This window comes from Enterobacter sp. SES19 (genome assembly GCF_011765665.1).
Lineage (GTDB): Bacteria > Pseudomonadota > Gammaproteobacteria > Enterobacterales > Enterobacteriaceae > Enterobacter > Enterobacter pseudoroggenkampii.
Genome location: NZ_CP050320.1, coordinates 3,266,830 through 3,285,621, shown reverse-complemented (window position 1 = coordinate 3,285,621; position 18,792 = coordinate 3,266,830). Strand labels below are relative to the sequence as shown.

Here is an 18,792-nt window from a genome sequence, read left to right as displayed (position 1 = left end):
TAATTCCTTATCGCCGCTCAGCGGGAAGTCTGGCGGCTTTGTTAACGTCATACCACCAGGTATCAAAGCCCAGGGAGTAGACAGGGCGCACGGCAGGCACGGAGAACTTATCCCAGCGCGCAAGGCGATCTTCGCCCATATACCACATCGGCAGCATGTAGTAGTTCCAGGTTAAGACCCTGTCGAGGGCGCGTCCGAGCGGCAGGAGCTTTTCTTTATCCCCCTGCGCCGCCACGATTTTCGCAATCAGCGCGTCAATCGCCGGGCTTTTTACCCCCGGCGCGTTGTACGAGGAGTCGATGTAGCTGGAGGCCCAGGAGATTTGCAGGTCCGAGCTGGGCCACGGCTGGGCGGGCCACAGGCGCTGCATCATGTCGTAATCACGGCTGCGCATGCGGCTGGTGATCTGCGCGTTATCCACCTGGCGAATGTTCATGGTCACGCCCAGCCGCTCAAGATTGTGCTTAAACGGCAGCACCCACTGATCGTTGCCTCCGGACGAGAGCAGCAGCTCAAAGCTGAGCGGCTTACCCGTTTTGGCATCCACACGCTTTTGATTTTTCAGGTGCCAGCCCGCGTCATCCAGCAGCTTGCTGGCCTTCAGCAGGTTGTCACGGTCGTAGCCGTCACCCTTCGACGCGGGCGGCTGAAACACGGTGGTGAACACCTGCGGCGGAACCTCCGCTTTTAGCGGTGCCAGCAGAACCAGCTCGTCGGCTTTCGGGTAATCGCGCGCGGCGTACTCGGTATTCTGAAAATAGCTGTTGGCGCGACTGTAGGCACCGTAAAACAGCGCTTTGTTCATCCACTCAAAATCAAAGGCCAGGGAGATGGCTTCCCGCACCCGGCGGTCATTAAATACCGGACGCTGAATATTAAACGCCAGCCAGCGGGTGTCCTGGGCAGACTCATTTTTGTGCTCGTCTTTGACGATATAGCCTTTTGCGAAATTTTTGCCGATATAGCGGGTCGCCCAGTTTTTGGCGCTGCTCTCGACGCGCAAATCGAAGGCCCCGGCTTTGAACGCTTCAAACGCCACGTTATCGTCGAGGTAGTAATCATAGCGAAGGGTGTCGAAGTTCCAGCGTCCGCGGTTTACCGGTAGATTGGCCGCCCAGTAGTCTTTGACGCGGGAATAGACGACATATTGCCCCATGCGCCAGTCGGTAATGCGGTAAGGGCCGCCAGCCAGTGGGGGAGTCGAAAGGGGATCGCTCAGCTTATGACTTTTCCAGAACGATTCAGGCATTACCGGCAGCGAGAAGAGGCTCAGCATGTTCTCTTTGTTGGGTTCGCTCAGCTCGATGCGCACGGTGAGCGGCGCAATGGCTCTGACGGACGCGCCCTTATATACGATGCGGAACTGGGGCACGCCTTCGGTCATGAATTTATGGAAGGTGAACGCAACGTCGCTGGCTTTAACCGGTGTGCCATCGTGAAAACGTGCCCGCGGGTTCAGCGAGATTTCCGCCCAGGCGAAGTTATCGGCGTAACGCACGTTCTCGGCAATCAGCGGATAGTAGCTGCCGGGTTCATCGTCAGACGTGACAAAGAGCGTATCGTAAAGCGATTCCGTCCGCGCCGCCGCCACGCCGCGCAGGGCGAAGCGGTTGAAGTTGTCGAAGGTTCCCGTGGCGGAAAGCGTCACCTTACCGCCCTTCGGCGCGGCAGGGTTGACGTAATCGAAGTGCGTAAAATTGACTGCGTATTTTGGCTCGCCAATCACCGCGAAGGCGATATTTTCTTTGATGGCTTGCGCCTGGCTGGACAGGCTGGTGAATGCCAACATCAGCAACATAAAGCGCATAAGCATCTCGCGGCGGCTCCCTCTTTTACAGACCGGCTCGGTTAAGCTGAATAATAAGTGACGTCGCGGACAATGTGAAATTAATCGCCCTCGGGCGAAATATCAGGACGCCATTCGCGGAACTGCGCCAGCGGCATCGGACGGCTAATCCAGTATCCCTGCAGGAAGTTAACGCCATGTTCGCGCAGCCAGGCCGCCTGTTCCGGCGTCTCTACCCCTTCGGCGACGGTCGACATATTCAGTCGTCTTGCCAGCGTCAGAACGGCATCCAGCACCGGCGACGTCACGGTCTCAGTACCGATCGCATTAACAAAACCACGGTCTATTTTGAGGTAGTCCATGGTGAAATGCTCAAGGTAAATCAGCGCGCTGTGGCCGGTTCCAAAATCATCAATGGCGATTTCAAACCCTTCGTTATGCAGCCATTCGAAGAGGCTGTTGGCTTCCCGATGATTCAGCATGTCGCGTTCGGTAATTTCCAGCACGATCTGGAAATAATCCGGCGGCAGTAGCGCTTTGAAGGTGCGCATATCGTCCTTGAAGCTTTCCGCATGCAGATGCCCCGGCGCAATGTTAATGCCCACCTTGGCACCCGGGGGTAACAGCGTTTGTAACACGGGTGCATCGTGAATGATAAGGTCAAAGAGATGCAGCGTCAGTGGGACAATCAGCTTCTGCGCTTCGGCAAAATTGATAAACGCGTCAGGCGGAATTTCCCCCATTGTCGGGTGCTTCCAGCGCATCAGCACTTCAAGCCCGGTCATTTTGAGCGATTTGGCATCAACGACGGGTTGATAAACCACGTAAAACTGGCCGCGCTTAATGGCGCTTAAAATCTCTTTACCCGGGTTGAGCCGAATGCTGAGGATGTAGTAGTTAAGCGAACCGGCACAAATGCCGCATACCAGCCCGAAGAACACGGCGTAGAGAATTTCATCGCTGGTCCATGCGTCCGCATACAGGTTGATGGTCAGGGGGACGTCTTTCAGCGTCGCCGTGCGGACCGGGATGTCATGTAATTCGTGCGCATGAACCAGGGTACTGGACTGGGTCGACAATGCGTTATCGCCGATGATGATGGCTATACCCGCGAACTCGTCCTGGCGCTCCGTGTAGAGCAGGTAAGGCGTCAGATTAATATTCACTGAGGTGAACACTCCGCCGCCCTTTACTAATGGGTTGCGGTACCAGATCGCAATTGCAGGTTCATCAGGCAGCATGGGGGTACCCGGGAGCAGCGCCATATCGATCGGTTTATCGATATTCAGCTCAGGTATCAGCGTCTCCATCGGGACATTCATCGGGCCTGTGGCGGAAGAGCAGAACGCCATTTTGTCCCTGACCAGCAGGAAGGCGCGAACGTTAATGCTGAAGGCTGCGCGAGAGGTGAGTTCCTGATTAACGTCGTGGCACGTGTTCAGCGTGAGGGGCTGGAGAACATTGACCGCTTTTTTTAAATCGTCGAAATAGCTCCCCATATAGGCGCTTACATCATTCACCAGAGTGTCGAATTTGACTTCCCGCTTGTGGTAACTCCAGGAAAATTGCAGGGAACCCAGGAGCAGGGCGGTGATGAGACCCGTGATAATACTGAGGATCAGTATCTTACGATTACTGGAGAAGTAGCGGGTGAGCATAGACGTCGTGATTCCTGAAATGCCGCTGGATGTATTCAGTGTAATGGGCAAAAAAAAACACTGCCGAAGCAGTGCTTTTTTTCATCATATCGTCAGCCAAGGGATAACCAACGATACAATAGTCATATTAACTGCGGGTCAGTACGCGGCGTGCTTCGTTGTAGCGCTTCTTCCAGTACGGTTCATTCATGCTGGAAATGGTCACACCGCTGCTGGTGGAGGCATGTACGAACTGGTCGTTACCAATGTAGATGCCAACATGTCGACCTGTAGAACCGGCACGGAACAGGACTAGATCACCAGTGCGCAGTTTGGTACGTGAAATCGACTTGCCCATCTCCTGCTGTTCATAGGTTGAACGCGGAAGATCTAACCCAAATTGCTCACGGAACGTACGCTGTACAAAACCGGAACAATCAATACCTGTTTTCGTGCTGCCGCCAAGACGATAACGCACGCCTTTCCAGTCAGCATACTGGTCCATAATGCGGGACTTCACGTCCAGATTACGTACCATATTTTCAAATTCATCCTGAGAGGCTTGCAGTGAAGAGGAATCTTCCATTCCCACAACACGCGTCTCAGGATGCATATTCTTTGCGGTGTTCGATGTACTACATGCAGATAACAGTACCGCGACTGCTATCGCCGGGATCCCCCGTAAGATATATCTCAGAAACGGTTGAGATTTGACCATTTTGTTTATTATCCCTTGAAGTCCTTAACGACAAATATCGTTATAAAAATGCCAAACGTGACGAGACTAATTATCTGTTCACATTGAGACAATTCTTTCTGGTCACATTTGTGGCGTAGCGCACAAAATTATTCACCATCGAAATAATTATCCCTATGGGGCAAAACGAGTTCGAGATTAACCGATTGCCAGGGGTATTGCGAGTAAAAAAAGCCTTTTTTTTATAAGAAAATGTGATACAGAAAGTAAAAATCCGTAATTGCTTAAAATGCGGTCAGATCCGAGGCTTTATCGCGCAATTGCTTCATTTTTATCATGAATGTGATGACAAGAATATGACACTGGGAAAAGATCGTGGCGGGAAGGCTATCAGGGATCATGTCGATCCCTGATAGCTCACGTTAATTTAGGTTAGTTATTTGTTCAATTATTGTTGCGTTTTACCGGGAAGGTAACGATCGAACAGCGCTATTATCCTGTCGCTCAGTGGGGTCATCAAACACCACGGCAGCGCAATCAGCGCCACGGAGAGCGAACCGACGGCAATATCGGTGAACCAGTGAGCGCCAATCATTACGCGCGGGAAGGCAAAAACCACAAAAATAATCAGGGCTATGGCAAACGCTTTTCTGCCGAAATAGCGAAGCATAATTGCGGAAAAAATAAGCAGCATCATGCCGTGATCGCCGGGGAAACTGTCCTTCGACGCATCTTTTGTTGGAATATGCAGCAGTTCACTCACGCGATAAATATCGGTGAAAAATAGCGTTGGGCTGGAGCGCTTAACCGGAATAATCGCGGTGGCCAGCTGGTTAATGACGACGGCAAATAGCAGCATCACCAGACCGATAATCAGAATACGCCGACGCCCGGCTTTGTCCTCTTTCAGCCAGAAAGAGAGCATCAGGCAGCCCATCGCCAGCAGCGAGAAGCCGTCGAAGGCGCGGTTGTTGGTAATTGCTACCAGCCACAGGAACGCGTTGCTCTTCACCAGCTCCTGGTTGAAGAAGTGGAAAATGGCAGAATCCAGCGGGAACCAGAAACCATGATCCGCCGGGATATACCAGGAGAAGAAAAGCGCCAGACCGGCGACATTAAGCAGTAATATCAGGGGAAATCGAGTTGTCATAACGTTCTGTATAGTGTGAAAACAGGGGCAACGTTAGCCGCCTGAACTTAAACGAATCCTCAACAGGCTGGACTGGAGGGCATTCCAGTCGGCGTTAACCGCACTAATTAACTCTATACGGCTGTCAGGCGGCGCCACATTTTGCGTTTCAATAAAGAAATCGTCGCCCTGACGGTTGATTCGCACCAGCCCGTCTGGCGTGCGCATGATCCCTTTCACGCGATCGACGGGCGCAAGTCGGGCCCACTCGAGGATCCCGATGGTGTCGAAAACGGTTTCAGCATCAAAAATCCACCCGCAGGCCTGATATCCCTGACCGCTGTTCAGGTTACGGCGCCAGCGCTGGTGCTCCGGCAGACTCAGGGCTGCCAGACCCTGCTTAACCGGATGACTGTGCGCATGCTCCGCGCTGGCGGGCAACGCGGTGAGGTTCAGACGTGGAAGGTCAAGCAGGGCGCTATCAATATTTCCCTGGGTGGCCTGCACCCGTGTGCGATTGCCGCCGAAATGCTGCCACCACGACTCCAGCGCGGCCTGGCTTTCAGCCGTGGCGCGATCGGCTTTATTCGCGACAATAACGTCAGCCGAGGCGAGCTGATCGCGGAAGTTCTCATTGGCCAGCGACTTGTCATCCAGAAGCTGACGCGGATCGAGCAGGCACAGGGTGGCGCGCAGATCGATCCACGGCTCGTAAACCGGGGCGGTCAGTAAATCGAGGATCTGCTTCGGGTGACCCAGCCCGGTGGGTTCAATCAGCAGGCGATCAGGTTTGCCCTGACGCAGCAGGGTATTGAGCCCGACCTGCATCGGCAGGCCATTGACGCAGCACATGCACCCGCCGGGGATCTCTTTAATCATTGCGCCGCTGGATGACAGCAGCGCGCCGTCAATACCCACCTCGCCAAATTCATTGACCAGCACGGCCCATTTCTCGGCCGGATCTTTATTTGCCAGCAGGTGGAGAATTGAGGTGGTTTTACCGCTGCCGAGAAAACCGGTAATGAGGTTGGTTTTGGTCACGTGCGCTCCGGATGAGAATGGTGATGCTATAACACTATTCTCTATCCTGGCGAAAAACGGGCCCTGTGAGAAGGGGAAGGGCGAACGGAGGCCTCATCCGTTCGCATTAAGCGCAATAATCGTTAAAGATTTAACGTTTCGATAACAGCCTGACGTGCGCCGTGGCGGGTTATGCGCTCATAGGCCTGGCTGACAGCCTCCACAAAAACGCGATTATGCGCAAGATCGTGACCGAAGACCTCACTCAGCCCCAGCAGCGCGTGGACGCGGTTGGCGTCGCTGCTGGCATTGACCATCGTGCGAATCTTATCGTTGAGGGGATCGCGCACGTCAATCGCGTTGCCATGATCGTCGGTGCCGCTGACGTAGCGTATCCAGCCAGCCACGCCCAGGGCCAGCAGCGACCACGGCGTATTTCGCTCAAGATGAACGCGGATCCCGTCCAGCATTCTCTGGGGCAGCTTCTGGCTACCGTCCATCGCGATTTGCCAGGTCCGATGCTGGAGGGCCGGGTTGGCAAAGCGTTCGATCAGGCTATCGGCGTATGCCGTGAGGTCGACATCCTTGATGCGCAACGTGGGGGCCTGCTCGTCCAGCATCAGCCGACGGGCTGCTTCACGGAACGCAGCGTCCTCCATGCATTCATTTATATGGGCGTAGCCCGCGAGGTACCCCAGATACGCCAGGAAAGAGTGGCTGCCGTTGAGCATGCGTAATTTCATCTGCTCCCACGGCAGCACATCCTGCACCATCTGGACACCCGCCACTTCCCACTCGGGACGCCCGGCGACAAAATTATCTTCTACGACCCACTGAATGAACGGCTCGCAGCTGATGGCGCACGGATCTTCCACGCCGAGCGCGTCGGTGATTTCCGCCAGCGAGGCCTCCGTTGCGGCGGGCACAATCCTGTCGACCATCGTCCCCGGGAAACTCACGTGGCTATCAATCCATTCAGATAACCCTGCGGAACGTTTTTGCGCCATGCCCAGCACCGCGTTTTTCACCACGTGCCCGTTGTCAGGGATATTGTCGCAGGACAGCACGGTAAACGCAGGCAAGCCGCGCTCGCGGCGGCGGTGGAGGGCTTCGACCAGGATCCCTGGGGCCGAATGTGGCCCGGAGGGGTTTTCAAGGTCGTGGACGATCCGGGGGTTATTCAGATCGAGTTTTCCGGTCGCGGGATCGATGCAATAGCCTTTTTCCGTGATGGTGAGCGAGACAATCGCAACCTGAGGCTCGCAAAATTTCTCAATAATGGCGGGCAGGGAGTCCAGCTTTGCGTTCAGGCATTCATGGACGGCACCGACGATAATGGCCTCATTTCCTTCAGCCCCTTTTTCCAGCACGGTGAACAGATGATCCTGCGCGCGCAGCTGGCTCATCAGCACATCGCCGCTGAAAAGGCTAATCTCACAAATTCCCCAGTCGCCACCTTTTTCATTCAGCACCCGATTTGTTAACAATGCCTGGTGCGCACGGTGAAACGCACCAAAGCCAAAGTGAACGATGCGGGAGCGTAATTGCGTGCGATCGTAGCGGGGTTGCTGCACCCGGGCAGGAAGGGCAGTGGAGGCAATTGTCTTCATGAGGTACACACCTGATTAACCATTAATTAACAATGCCAGTGTAAAGTTATATGACAGCAAATAAAATTGGTGAGCCGTAAATATCCCCGTTCTGTGAGTTTGATCAATCAATGTGTGGCGGTGTATTGACCCTTCACGGCAAACATGTATGGTAGTCGTCATTGCAGTAGCACATATTGGTATAACAACTTAAGAGGGTGAGGCAATGGAACAAACCTGGCGTTGGTACGGGCCGAACGATCCGGTTTCTCTTGATGATGTGCGTCAGGCTGGCGCAATGGGTGTCGTCACGGCGCTGCATCATATTCCTAACGGTCAGGTCTGGCCGGTAGAGGAAATACAGACGCGTCAGGCGCTGCTGGCGGAGAAGGGATTAACCTGGTCTGTGGTAGAAAGCATTCCGGTTCATGAAGATATCAAAACCCATTCAGGGGAGTACCAGACCTGGATTGCTAACTACCAGCAGAGTATTCGCAACCTGGCGACCTGCGGCATTGATACGGTCTGCTATAACTTCATGCCTATCCTCGACTGGACGCGAACCGACCTTGAATATCAGATGCCGGACGGCTCGAAAGCGCTGCGTTTCGATCAGATTGCCTTTGCGGCATTCGAACTGCACATTCTGAAACGCCCTGGCGCCGAAGCGGATTACACTGCGGAAGAGCAGCAGCAGGCGCGCGCGTGGTTTAACGCCGCCAGCGATGCAGACATCGAAAAGCTGACCCGTAATATTATTGCGGGCCTGCCCGGGGCTGAAGAAGGGTATACGCTGGATCAGTTCCGCGCGCGCCTGGCGGAATACGGCGATATTGATAAGCAGCAGCTGCGTGAAAACATGGCGTATTTCCTGCGCGCTATCGTGCCGGTTGCGGAAGAAGTAGGGGTTCGCCTGGCCGTGCATCCGGACGATCCACCGCGTCCTATCCTCGGCCTGCCGCGTATCGTGTCTACGATTGAAGATATGCAGTGGCTGAAAGAGACGGTAAACAGCATTTACAACGGCTTTACCATGTGTACCGGCTCCTACGGCGTGCGTGCGGATAACGACCTGGTGCGGATGATTGAAACCTTCGGCGATCGTATCCACTTCACGCATCTGCGTGCGACCTGCCGCGAAGAGAATCCAAAAACCTTCCACGAGGCGGCGCACCTGGGCGGCGATGTGAATATGGTGGCGGTGGTAGACGCCATTCTGGCGGAAGAGGCGCGTCGTAAGCAGGCGGGCGATGTGCGTCCTATCCCGTTCCGTCCGGATCACGGTCACCAGATGCTGGACGATCTGCGTAAGAAAACCAACCCGGGCTATTCGGCGATTGGCCGTCTTAAAGGCATGGCGGAAGTGCGCGGCGTTGAGCTGGCGCTGAAGATGACGAAGTATCCGGAACTTCTGTAACCGGAGTTGCCGGGTGGCGGCTTCGCCTTACCCGGCCTACAAAAACACAAAAACCGGCTTCAGGGCCGGTTTTTTTCGTGGGTCGGGTAAGCGTAGCGCCACCCGACAAACGCCGCAATCAGTCAGCGCGACCCATATAGCGTTTTTCTTCGATATGGATGCGGATCTTCTCGCCAGCAGAGAGGTATTCCGGTACCTGCACAACCAGGCCGGTCGTCAGGGTAGCCGGTTTGTTGCGCGCACTTGCGGACGCGCCTTTGATGCCAGGCGCCGTTTCAACGATTTCCAGATCGACGGTCTGAGGCAGTTCCAGCGCCAGCAGCACGCCGTCCCAGGTCAGAACCTGCATGTCAGGCATGCCGCCTTCAGGGATAAACAGCAGCTCTTCTTCAATCTGATCTTTGGTGAAGATGTACGGGGTGTAATCTTCTTTATCCATGAACACATATTCGTTGCCGTCGATGTAGGAGAAATCAACATAGCGACGGGTCAGGGTCACGGTATCGACGATATCGTCACCTTTAAAGCGCTCTTCCACTTTCAGGCCGGTACGCACATCGGCGAAACGCATTTTGTACAGCGTTGCTGCACCACGGGCGCTCGGGGCCTGAATGTCGATATCTTTCACAATCAGCAGTTTGCCGTTGTAATTCAGCACCATACCTTTCTTAATTTCGTTCGCTCTTGGCATTGCAGTAATCCTGTTTACGGGAGGTAAAAAATATCGCGCCAAATTACTCGCGCACGGCCTTTCAGGCAAGAGGAATTCGTGGCTTTTGCTATCAATACGCAAAAGGTGTTACTGTGCGCGCGATGCCCGACTCGCGGGCGATCGTCAGCGAAAGAGAGCATTTATGGATTGCCGTCCCGATTGTGGCGCGTGCTGTACTGCACCGTCCATTTCAAGCCCCATTCCAGGAATGCCCGAGGGCAAGCCTGCCAATACCCGCTGCGTTCAGCTCTCGGAAACCAACCTGTGCATGATCTTTGGCTCACCGTTGCGCCCGAAAGTCTGCTCCGGGCTTCAGCCCGCTGCCGAAATGTGCGGCAGCACGCGAGAGCAGGCGATGACGTACCTTCTTGAACTTGAAACGCTCACTGCGCCTTAAACATCTTTAATTCTCGCCAGGCAGGCCATCGTCAGCGTACACATCACCAGCGCAATCCAGAACACCTTGTGATAGTTCCAGATTTCGGCCACGACGCCGGCCATTGAGCCCGCGATAATCCAGCCCACGCGGGTGGTATTAGTATAAAGGGTGGTGGCTGAGCCTGCCTGACCCGGCATCAGATCCTGGAAATAGAGCATGCCTATCCCGGCGAGAATGCCAATATAGATGGCGTTCAGCAGCTGTAACGCCAGCAACAGCCCAGGCGTATGTACCGTCAGCATACCGATATAAAACAGCAGACCGGCGACAGCGGCGATGCGCATTAAAAACCGCTTTCCGAAGCGCTTAGCGTAATAGCCCGCGATGAGCATCGTCGGGATCTCAAGCCCGGCCGCGGTGCCCATCATGATGCCCGCCAGCTTCTCCGACAGGTGCAGTTCATTAATAATAAACAGCGGCATATTGATGATATACAGGCTGTTGGTGCCCCACATCATAGTGCAGATAACAAACAGGAGCAGGGCATCGCGGCGGTTACGGCGCGGCGCTTCCACTACGCCCGTTGCCACTTTGGGCTCTTTGCGCATGGACGGCAGGAAGAACCACACCAGCGCGCCGCACGCCACAAACGCAACGGCCGCACTCAGGTACATCACCGTAAAACCAAAACCCATCGCCAGCGCGTAGGCCAGCGGCGGACCAATCACCCATGCCAGCGATACCTGCGCACGCAGGACAGAGCTGAACATCACCGCTTCACGTCCGGTATGGTCCGCGTGTTCGCGGGCAAGGGCGAACAGCTGAGGGTTTGCCGTTGAGCCAAAGCTGCTCAGAAATACCCCGACGAAGAGCAGAATGAAATAGTTGCGGTTCCAGGCAAACAGAACGCAGGCCATGACCCCCAGCAGGCAGCAGAAAACGATCAGGCTTTTACGATCGCCTTTTCTGTCGGATCGCCCCGCCAGAAACTGGCTGACCAGGATGCCGATGATGGCGCTTCCGGTAAAAAAGAAGCCGACCATTGCCGGGCGGACGTGAACCTCGTTTGTCAGGAATAAGCTCAATGTCGGCGTCTGTAACGCGCCGGCAATGCCCGTGAAGAAGGCAACAACGAGGAATGCCGCAGAGGTCAAATCAAAGGGCTTCGGCGAGACCGCCGCAGGGGTGTTATGCATGTTTTATAATTAGCGAGTAGCAGAGAGGGGCGGAGTTTACGCCGTCAGCTAAAAAATAAACAGTGGGTGCGGTCAATGATGCCACGAAAAATCAAAATGGCATTTCAACTTACCTCTCACCCGGCTGACCTTAGCTGAAACTGGCTTGCTGAACTTCAGCAAAATTCAGCTGAACGAAGAAGAAATGTGCTGTATCTCTAAATTCTGAGATCGGAAATACGAGTTTACTTGCAAGACATTGCAGAAAGCGCAAGACTTTTTGAAACGTTTCAGCGCTATCTTGTTTTAACAAACGGAGCAGGCTAGCGCATTTTTTCTCATTAAAGCTGAAACGATTCAAGTTCAGCAGGAGTGGAGAACCATGTTCCAGTTATCTGTTCAGGATATCCACCCGGGCGCTCAGGCCGGGGATAAAGAAGAGGCTATTCGCCAGGTTGCCGCTGCGCTTGTGCAGGCGGGTAACGTCGCGGACGGTTATGTCAACGGCATGCTGGCGCGCGAGCAGCAGACCTCAACCTTCCTCGGCAATGGCATTGCCATTCCGCACGGCACAACCGATACCCGCGATCAGGTGTTGAAAACCGGCGTTAAGGTTTATCAATTCCCGCAGGGCGTGCTCTGGGGCGACGGTCAGGTGGCCTATGTGGCTATCGGTATCGCGGCCAGCAGCGACGAACACCTAGGCTTGCTGCGTCAGCTGACGCATGTCCTGAGCGATGACGATGTGGCTGAACAGCTTAAGTCCGCAACCACAGCTGAAGAGCTGCGTGCGTTGCTGATGGGCGAAAAACAGAGCGAAGCGCTGAAACTGGATAATGAAACGCTGACGCTGGATGTGGTTGCCTCCGATCTGGTGACGCTGCAGGCGCTGAACGCGGGCCGTCTGAAAGAAGCCGGCGCGGCGGATGCCACGTTTGTGACGCGCGTGATTAACGATAAGCCGTTGAATCTGGGTCAGGGTATCTGGCTGAACGACAGTGCTGAAGGCAACCTGCGCAGCGCTATCGCCGTGAGCCGCGCGGCCAATGCGTTTGACGTAGAAGGCGAGCCTGCAGCCATGCTGGTGACCGTGGCGATGAACGATGAACAGCCGGTTTCCGTGCTGAAGCGTCTGGGCGAACTGCTGCTGAACAACAAAGCTGAAAAACTGCTGAACGCTGATGCCTCCACCGTGCTGGCACTGCTGACCAGTGATGATGCGCCGACTGAAGACGTGCAGACCGCTGAGTTCGTGGTACGTAACGAGCACGGCCTGCATGCCCGTCCGGGCACCATGCTGGTGAATACCATTAAACAATTCGAGAGTGAGATCACCGTGGCGAATCTTGATGGCACGGGCAAACCGGCCAACGGCCGTAGTCTGATGAAAGTTGTCGCGCTGGGCGTGAAGAAAGGGCACCGTCTGCGTTTCACCGCACAGGGTGCTGATGCTGAACAGGCGCTGAAAGCGATTGGCGATGCCATCGCGGCGGGTCTGGGGGAGGGCGCATAATGAGCAGACGTGTTGCGACTATTACGCTGAACCCGGCTTATGACCTGGTAGGATTTTGCCCGGAAATTGAGCGCGGCGAAGTCAACCTCGTGCGTACCACTGGCCTGCATGCTGCGGGTAAAGGGATTAACGTCGCGAAAGTGCTCAAGGATCTCGGTATCGACGTCACCGTAGGTGGATTCCTCGGTAAAGATAACCAGGATGGTTTCCAGCAGCTGTTCAGCGAGCTGGGCATTGCCAACCGTTTTCAGGTTGTTCAGGGCCGTACCCGTATCAACGTTAAGCTGACGGAGAAAGACGGTGAAGTGACTGACCTGAACTTCTCTGGCTTCGAAGTGACGCCGTCAGACTGGGAGCGTTTTGTGAACGATTCTCTGACCTGGCTCGGTCAGTTTGACATGGTCTGCGTCAGCGGCAGCCTGCCGTCCGGCGTGAGCCCGGAAGCGTTTACCGACTGGATGACGCGCCTGCGCAGCCAGTGCCCGTGCATCATTTTTGACAGCAGCCGCGATGCGCTGGTTGCGGGCCTGAAAGCCTCGCCGTGGCTGGTGAAGCCGAATCGCCGCGAGCTGGAGATCTGGGCGGGTCGTAAGCTGCCAGAATTAAAAGATGTGATTGACGCTGCCCATGCGCTGCGCGAGCAGGGTATCGCTCACGTAGTGATCTCGCTTGGTGCAGAAGGCGCGTTGTGGGTTAACGCGTCTGGCGAATGGATCGCCAAACCGCCGTCAATGGAAGTTGTGAGTACCGTTGGCGCAGGGGATTCCATGGTTGGCGGCCTGATTTATGGTCTGCTGATGCGTGAATCCAGTGAACATACTTTACGTCTTGCCACTGCCGTTGCTGCCCTGGCCGTCAGCCAGAGCAATGTCGGTATTACCGATCGTACCCAGTTAGCCGCGATGATGGCGCGCGTTGACTTAAAACCTTTTAACTAACAGCAGGAGAGGAATAATGAAAACGCTGCTGATCATTGACTCCGGTCTCGGACAGGCTCGCGCCTATATGGCGAAGACCTTGCTGGGCGCGGCGGCACAAAAAGCACATCTGGAGATTATCGATAATCCAGGCGATGCAGAACTGGCCATTGTACTGGGCGACAAAATCCCGGCTGACAGTGCGCTGAACGGCAAAAAAGTGTGGCTGGGCGATATTAATCGCGCGGTGGCACACCCGGAACTCTTCCTTAGCGAAGCGAAAGGTCACGCGTCTGTCTACAGCGCGCCTGTCGCAGCGGCACCGGCTGCGGCCACGGGTCCGAAACGCATTGTTGCGGTGACGGCCTGCCCGACGGGGGTGGCTCACACCTTTATGGCGGCTGAAGCCATTGAAACCGAAGCGAAAAAACGCGGCTGGTGGGTAAAAGTTGAAACGCGTGGCTCCGTCGGTGCCGGCAACGCTATCACCCCAGAAGAAGTGGCTGAGGCCGATCTGGTGATCGTGGCGGCGGATATCGAAGTGGACCTGGCGAAATTTGCCGGTAAGCCAATGTACCGTACATCTACCGGCCTGGCGCTGAAAAAGACCGCGCAGGAGTTTGATAAAGCGCTGGTAGAAGCGAAGCCGTATCAGGCAACCGGCGTGCGTCAAACCGCGACAGAAGGTAAGAAAGAGTCTGCGGGCGCCTATCGCCATCTGTTGACCGGCGTGTCTTACATGCTGCCGATGGTGGTGGCGGGTGGTCTGTGTATCGCTCTCTCGTTCGCGTTTGGTATCACCGCGTTTAAAGAGCAAGGCACGCTGGCCGCTGCGCTGATGCAGATCGGCGGTGGCTCAGCCTTTGCTCTGATGGTGCCGGTACTGGCGGGCTTTATTGCCTTCTCCATCGCTGACCGTCCTGGCCTGACGCCGGGCCTTATCGGCGGTATGCTGGCCGTGAGCACGGGTTCCGGCTTTATCGGCGGGATTATCGCGGGCTTCCTGGCCGGTTACGTCGCGAAGCTCATCAGCTCGAAGCTCAAGCTGCCGCAGAGTATGGAAGCGCTGAAACCGATCCTGATCATCCCGCTGATTTCCAGCCTGGTGGTCGGTCTGGCGATGATTTACCTGATTGGTAAGCCGGTTGCGGGCATCCTGGCGGGTCTGACCCACTGGCTGCAAACCATGGGTACCGCAAACGCGGTTCTGCTGGGTGCAATCCTCGGCGGCATGATGTGTACCGACATGGGTGGTCCGGTGAACAAAGCGGCGTACGCCTTTGGTGTTGGCCTGCTGAGTACCCAGACCTACGCGCCAATGGCAGCCATCATGGCGGCAGGTATGGTGCCTCCTCTGGCGCTCGGCCTGGCGACGATTATTGCCCGTCGTAAGTTCGATAAAGCGCAGCAGGAAGGCGGCAAAGCGGCGCTGGTGCTGGGTCTGTGCTTCATCACCGAAGGGGCAATTCCGTTCGCGGCCCGTGACCCAATGCGTGTACTGCCTTGCTGTATCGCGGGTGGCGCGGTAACGGGGGCAATCTCCATGGCGATTGGTGCGAAGCTGATGGCACCACACGGCGGTCTGTTCGTGCTGCTGATCCCTGGCGCTATCACGCCGGTGCTGGGCTACCTGCTGGCGATTGTTGCCGGTACGCTGGTGGCGGGTCTCTCTTACGCAGTGCTGAAACGTCCGGAAGCGGAAGTCGTGGCAAAAGCAGCGTAAGCGATAAACAACAAAAAAGCCGGGTTGCATTACGCACCCGGCTTTTTTTATGCCGCCTGTTCAGCGGTTTGCTGTGCCTTCAGCCAGGCAATCTCTTCTGCCCAGATATCCGGATTGATGGTTTCCAGCACCATCGGAATACCGTCGAAGCGGGCGTCCTGCATAATAAAGCGAAACGCATCGTGGCCGATGTTGCCTTCGCCGAGGCTGTGGTGGCGGTCAACGCGGCTGCCAAAGGCGCTTTTCGCATCGTTTAAGTGCATGCCGCGCAGGTACTTAAAGCCCACAATGCGCTCGAACTCATCAAACGTGTTTTTCGTTGCCTCGGTTGTGCGCAGGTCATAGCCGGCGGCGAACGCGTGGCAGGTATCAATGCACACGCCAACGCGGGATTTATCCTCCACGCCGTCGATAATCGCCGCCAGATGTTCGAACCTGAAGCCGAGGTTGCTGCCCTGACCGGCGGTATTCTCAATCACCGCGGTGACGCCTTTGGTCTTGTCCAGGGTGATGTTGATGGACTCGGCAATGCGCGCCAGGCAGGCATCTTCGTCGATCTGCATCAGATGGCTGCCCGGATGGAAGTTCAGCAGCGTCAGCCCCAGCTGTTCGCAGCGCTGTACTTCATCAAGAAACGCCTCGCGGGATTTTTCCAGCGCCTCTTCAACCGGGTGACCGAGGTTGATCAGGTAGCTGTCGTGGGGAAGGATTTGGCCTGGCCCGTAGTGGTACTTCTCACAGGCAGCTTTGAAATCATCAATCACTTCAGCGGTGAGCGCTGCGGCGCGCCACTGGCGCTGGTTTTTGGTGAACAGGGCGAAAGCGGTCGCCTCGATTTCGGCGGCGCGAATGGCGGCATTCGCAAGGCCACCTGCAGCGCTGACGTGCGCTCCAACATATTTCATATAAAAACTCCTGCTAACCCGAAACGCTTATGATAGCGGGTTAGCAGGAGAAGGACGAGATGGTTTATGCCATCAGGCTGTGCACCGCGAGGTTAATGGCACCGCCGCCGACAATCAGCCAGATGAAGAGCACCAGCGCCATCAGCAGCGGTTTCGCGCCGGCTTTTTTCAGCGCGCTGACGTGTGTGGTGACGCCCAGCGCCGCCATCGCCATCGCCAGCAGGACCGTATCCAGCGTCACCAGCATATCCACCATCGCTTTTGGCAGCAGGTGGAAAGAGTTGAAGACAGCGACCACGATGAACAGGATCGCAAACCACGGAATGGTGATTTTGCTTTTCTCGCTGCCGCCTGCCGGAGCAAGCTGTTTAACCCTCGCCGCGAGGAAAAGCAGGAACGGGGCCAGCATCATCACGCGCAGCATTTTGGCGATGACCGCCGCGTTTTCCGCTTCCGGGTTAATGGCATGTCCTGCCGCCACCACCTGGGCCACTTCGTGCATGGTCGAACCGATATAGATGCCGTAGGTTTCCGGGCTAAACCAGTGCGCCACCAGCGGATACATGGCCGGATAGAGGAAGATCGCCAGCGTACCGAAGATCACCACTGTCGCCACCGCCACGGTTACCTTGCTGGCTTCGGCTTTAACGACGGGCTCCGTTGCCAGCACCGCCGCGGCTCCACAGATACTGCTCCCGGCACCGATCAGCCAGCTGGTTTGCTTATCCAGGCCAAAGACTTTCTGGCCGATAAAGCAGGCCAGCAAAAAGGTGCTGGTCAGGGTCAGGACGTCGATGGCGATTCCGCTCACGCCCACATCCGCAATCTGCGAAAAGGTGAGGCGGAAGCCGTAAAGGATGATCCCGAGACGCAGCAGGTGCTGTTTGGCAAAGATCACGCCGCCGTCGCAGGATTTCCAGATATGTGGGTAAACGGTGTTACCCACGACCATGCCGAGCAAAATGGCGAGCGTCAGCGCGCTGAATCCTGCGCCTGCGATAGCCGGGATGCTGCCGCCCCAAAGCGCGACGGCGGTCACTGCGGCGCTGAGCGCAAGACCCGGCACGAAGTGCCACACTGTACGATGATGTTGTAAGGTGATTTCTGACATAACCTTCTCCTTTGTCTGGCTAAAGGTTACGGCGCTCTGGCTTAAAAATAAAATTGATTATATACTTATAATCAATCTATATAAGTGGTAAGCAACCATGCACATTACATTGCGTCAGCTGGAAGTGTTTGCCGAGGTGCTGAAAAGCGGCTCGACGACCCAGGCGTCACAAATGCTGGCGCTCTCGCAGTCTGCGGTCAGCGCGGCGTTGACCGATCTTGAAGGACAGCTGGGCGTTCAGCTTTTCGACAGGGTAGGGAAGCGGCTTGTGGTGAACGAGCACGGCCGTCTTCTTTATCCGCGCGCGCTGGCGCTGCTGGAGCAGGCTATCGAAATCGAGCAGCTGTTCCGCGAAGACAACGGTGCGATCCGCGTCTATGCCAGCAGCACCATCGGGAACTACATCCTGCCGGAAGTGATTGCCCGCTACCGCCGGGATTTCCCCACCCTGCCGCTGGAGATGAGCGTGGGCAATAGCCAGGACGTCATCAACGCGGTGATCGATTTCCGCGTGGATATTGGTCTCATCGAAGGACCCTGCCATAACGTCGATATCATTGCCGAGCCCTGGCTGGAAGATGAGCTGGTGGTGTTTGCGTCCCCGGCCTCGTCGTTATTGCAGGGCGAGGTGACGCTGGAGCGCCTGGCGCAGGCGCAGTGGATCCTGCGCGAACAGGGCTCCGGCACGCGTGAAATTGTCGATTATCTGCTGCTTTCCCATCTGCCGCATTTCCAGTTAGGGATGGAGCTGGGGAACTCTGAGGCCATCAAGCACGCGGTGCGTCATGGCCTGGGGATCAGCTGTCTTTCCCGGCGCGTCATTGCCGAACAGCTTGAAACGGGGTCGCTGGTTGAAATCCCGGTTCCATTGCCGAAGCTGGTGCGTACGCTGTGGTGCATTCATCATCGTCAGAAACACCTTTCCAGCTCGCTGCAGCGTTTTCTGCGCTATTGCGAGATGTAATCTTCCCCTCATCCTGCCCTCTCCCCAAAGGGGAGAGGGAAAAATTATGCTTTACTTATAATCCTGGCCGAGTCATGAAGCTCTCTTATAACTGAGTATTTCTGCCGGAAGGAACGCG

The 18,792-nt window shown here is 55.8% G+C and carries 16 protein-coding genes; 6 read left to right on the top strand and 10 right to left on the bottom strand.

Annotation, left to right across the window (positions count from 1 at the left end):
- Nucleotides 1-7 precede the first annotated feature (7 nt).
- The 6 genes from GXP72_RS15650 to GXP72_RS15625 all read right to left on the bottom strand — a co-directional run bounded on the left by GXP72_RS15650 (nucleotide 8) and on the right by GXP72_RS15625 (nucleotide 7,879).
- A complete protein-coding gene (locus tag GXP72_RS15650) occupies nucleotides 8-1,813 on the bottom strand; it encodes an extracellular solute-binding protein (protein ID WP_148769120.1) in 1,806 nt (601 codons plus the stop codon).
- 74 nt (nucleotides 1,814-1,887) lie between these two features.
- Nucleotides 1,888-3,444 carry a cyclic di-GMP phosphodiesterase gene (locus tag GXP72_RS15645; RefSeq protein WP_024908180.1) on the bottom strand — a complete coding sequence of 519 codons (1,557 nt, stop codon included), beginning with the start codon at nucleotides 3,442-3,444 and terminating at the stop codon, nucleotides 1,888-1,890.
- 127 nt (nucleotides 3,445-3,571) lie between these two features.
- Nucleotides 3,572-4,141, bottom strand: a complete 570-nt coding sequence (mepS, locus tag GXP72_RS15640) for a bifunctional murein DD-endopeptidase/murein LD-carboxypeptidase (protein WP_008500946.1) — start codon at nucleotides 4,139-4,141, stop codon at nucleotides 3,572-3,574.
- Nucleotides 4,142-4,568: 427 nt separating this feature from the next.
- A complete protein-coding gene (locus GXP72_RS15635; protein WP_032645294.1) occupies nucleotides 4,569-5,270 on the bottom strand; it encodes a phosphatase PAP2 family protein in 702 nt (233 codons plus the stop codon).
- A 33-nt stretch (nucleotides 5,271-5,303) separates the two neighbouring features.
- Nucleotides 5,304-6,290 (bottom strand): GTP-binding protein, encoded by a 987-nt coding sequence (locus GXP72_RS15630; protein ID WP_024908179.1) that lies wholly within the window; start codon nucleotides 6,288-6,290, stop codon nucleotides 5,304-5,306.
- 122 nt (nucleotides 6,291-6,412) lie between these two features.
- Nucleotides 6,413-7,879, bottom strand: a complete 1,467-nt coding sequence (locus GXP72_RS15625) for a fructuronate reductase (RefSeq protein WP_208763095.1) — start codon at nucleotides 7,877-7,879, stop codon at nucleotides 6,413-6,415.
- A gap of 205 nt (nucleotides 7,880-8,084) precedes the next feature.
- Here GXP72_RS15625 and uxuA point away from each other — a divergent pair, with 205 nt between their 5' ends.
- Nucleotides 8,085-9,275: a mannonate dehydratase gene (gene uxuA, locus GXP72_RS15620; protein ID WP_208763094.1), complete on the top strand. Its 1,191-nt coding sequence runs from the start codon at nucleotides 8,085-8,087 to the stop codon at nucleotides 9,273-9,275.
- A gap of 118 nt (nucleotides 9,276-9,393) precedes the next feature.
- Here uxuA and yeiP read toward each other — a convergent pair whose 3' ends face one another.
- Complete coding sequence (gene yeiP / locus GXP72_RS15615) at nucleotides 9,394-9,966, bottom strand: elongation factor P-like protein YeiP (RefSeq protein ID WP_008500940.1); 573 nt, start codon at nucleotides 9,964-9,966, stop codon at nucleotides 9,394-9,396.
- A gap of 163 nt (nucleotides 9,967-10,129) precedes the next feature.
- Between yeiP and GXP72_RS15610 the strand changes: the two genes are divergently transcribed.
- Nucleotides 10,130-10,384: a YkgJ family cysteine cluster protein gene (locus tag GXP72_RS15610; protein ID WP_032645293.1), complete on the top strand. Its 255-nt coding sequence runs from the start codon at nucleotides 10,130-10,132 to the stop codon at nucleotides 10,382-10,384.
- On the opposite strand, the gene setB is transcribed toward GXP72_RS15610, so the two are convergent.
- A complete protein-coding gene (gene setB / locus GXP72_RS15605; RefSeq protein ID WP_208763093.1) occupies nucleotides 10,381-11,562 on the bottom strand; it encodes a sugar efflux transporter SetB in 1,182 nt (393 codons plus the stop codon). The genes GXP72_RS15610 and setB overlap by 4 nt on opposite strands.
- A 361-nt stretch (nucleotides 11,563-11,923) precedes the next feature.
- On the opposite strand from setB, the gene fruB reads away from it, so the two are divergent.
- Genes fruB through fruA form a run of 3 tightly spaced genes read left to right on the top strand, consistent with a single transcriptional unit; the run spans nucleotide 11,924 to nucleotide 15,694 of the window.
- Nucleotides 11,924-13,054, top strand: coding sequence for a fused PTS fructose transporter subunit IIA/HPr protein (gene fruB, locus GXP72_RS15600; RefSeq protein ID WP_208763092.1), 1,131 nt, complete (start codon nucleotides 11,924-11,926; stop codon nucleotides 13,052-13,054).
- Nucleotides 13,054-13,992, top strand: coding sequence for a 1-phosphofructokinase (gene fruK / locus GXP72_RS15595; RefSeq protein ID WP_008500936.1), 939 nt, complete (start codon nucleotides 13,054-13,056; stop codon nucleotides 13,990-13,992). Before fruB ends, fruK begins: the two co-directional genes overlap by 1 nt.
- 16 nt (nucleotides 13,993-14,008) lie before the next feature.
- Nucleotides 14,009-15,694, top strand: coding sequence for a PTS fructose transporter subunit IIBC (gene fruA / locus GXP72_RS15590; protein ID WP_208763091.1), 1,686 nt, complete (start codon nucleotides 14,009-14,011; stop codon nucleotides 15,692-15,694).
- A gap of 47 nt (nucleotides 15,695-15,741) precedes the next feature.
- On the opposite strand, the gene nfo is transcribed toward fruA, so the two are convergent.
- Both nfo and GXP72_RS15580 read right to left on the bottom strand, forming a co-directional pair.
- The gene (nfo, locus tag GXP72_RS15585) at nucleotides 15,742-16,599 is read right to left on the bottom strand and encodes a deoxyribonuclease IV (RefSeq protein ID WP_024908173.1); all 858 of its coding nucleotides are present in this window, start codon (nucleotides 16,597-16,599) and stop codon (nucleotides 15,742-15,744) included.
- Between the two features lie 64 nt (nucleotides 16,600-16,663).
- Nucleotides 16,664-17,710 carry a YeiH family protein gene (locus tag GXP72_RS15580; RefSeq protein ID WP_090419485.1) on the bottom strand — a complete coding sequence of 349 codons (1,047 nt, stop codon included), beginning with the start codon at nucleotides 17,708-17,710 and terminating at the stop codon, nucleotides 16,664-16,666.
- Between the two features lie 97 nt (nucleotides 17,711-17,807).
- Between GXP72_RS15580 and yieE the strand changes: the two genes are divergently transcribed.
- Nucleotides 17,808-18,674: a DNA-binding transcriptional regulator YeiE gene (yieE, locus tag GXP72_RS15575; protein ID WP_024908171.1), complete on the top strand. Its 867-nt coding sequence runs from the start codon at nucleotides 17,808-17,810 to the stop codon at nucleotides 18,672-18,674.
- Nucleotides 18,675-18,792 lie beyond the last annotated feature (118 nt).

What these genes read in the sequence shown, in the direction of transcription:
- GXP72_RS15650 (WP_148769120.1), bottom strand. Translation starts at nt 1,813, where the DNA reads ATGCTTATGCGCTTTATGTTGCTGATGTTGGCATTCACCAGCCTGTCC.
- GXP72_RS15645 (WP_024908180.1), bottom strand. Translation starts at nt 3,444, where the DNA reads ATGCTCACCCGCTACTTCTCCAGTAATCGTAAGATACTGATCCTCAGT.
- mepS (WP_008500946.1), bottom strand. Translation starts at nt 4,141, where the DNA reads ATGGTCAAATCTCAACCGTTTCTGAGATATATCTTACGGGGGATCCCG.
- GXP72_RS15635 (WP_032645294.1), bottom strand. Translation starts at nt 5,270, where the DNA reads ATGACAACTCGATTTCCCCTGATATTACTGCTTAATGTCGCCGGTCTG.
- GXP72_RS15625 (WP_208763095.1), bottom strand. Translation starts at nt 7,879, where the DNA reads ATGAAGACAATTGCCTCCACTGCCCTTCCTGCCCGGGTGCAGCAACCC.
- uxuA (WP_208763094.1), top strand. Translation starts at nt 8,085, where the DNA reads ATGGAACAAACCTGGCGTTGGTACGGGCCGAACGATCCGGTTTCTCTT.
- yeiP (WP_008500940.1), bottom strand. Translation starts at nt 9,966, where the DNA reads ATGCCAAGAGCGAACGAAATTAAGAAAGGTATGGTGCTGAATTACAAC.
- GXP72_RS15610 (WP_032645293.1), top strand. Translation starts at nt 10,130, where the DNA reads ATGGATTGCCGTCCCGATTGTGGCGCGTGCTGTACTGCACCGTCCATT.
- setB (WP_208763093.1), bottom strand. Translation starts at nt 11,562, where the DNA reads ATGCATAACACCCCTGCGGCGGTCTCGCCGAAGCCCTTTGATTTGACC.
- fruB (WP_208763092.1), top strand. Translation starts at nt 11,924, where the DNA reads ATGTTCCAGTTATCTGTTCAGGATATCCACCCGGGCGCTCAGGCCGGG.
- fruK (WP_008500936.1), top strand. Translation starts at nt 13,054, where the DNA reads ATGAGCAGACGTGTTGCGACTATTACGCTGAACCCGGCTTATGACCTG.
- fruA (WP_208763091.1), top strand. Translation starts at nt 14,009, where the DNA reads ATGAAAACGCTGCTGATCATTGACTCCGGTCTCGGACAGGCTCGCGCC.
- nfo (WP_024908173.1), bottom strand. Translation starts at nt 16,599, where the DNA reads ATGAAATATGTTGGAGCGCACGTCAGCGCTGCAGGTGGCCTTGCGAAT.
- GXP72_RS15580 (WP_090419485.1), bottom strand. Translation starts at nt 17,710, where the DNA reads ATGTCAGAAATCACCTTACAACATCATCGTACAGTGTGGCACTTCGTG.
- yieE (WP_024908171.1), top strand. Translation starts at nt 17,808, where the DNA reads ATGCACATTACATTGCGTCAGCTGGAAGTGTTTGCCGAGGTGCTGAAA.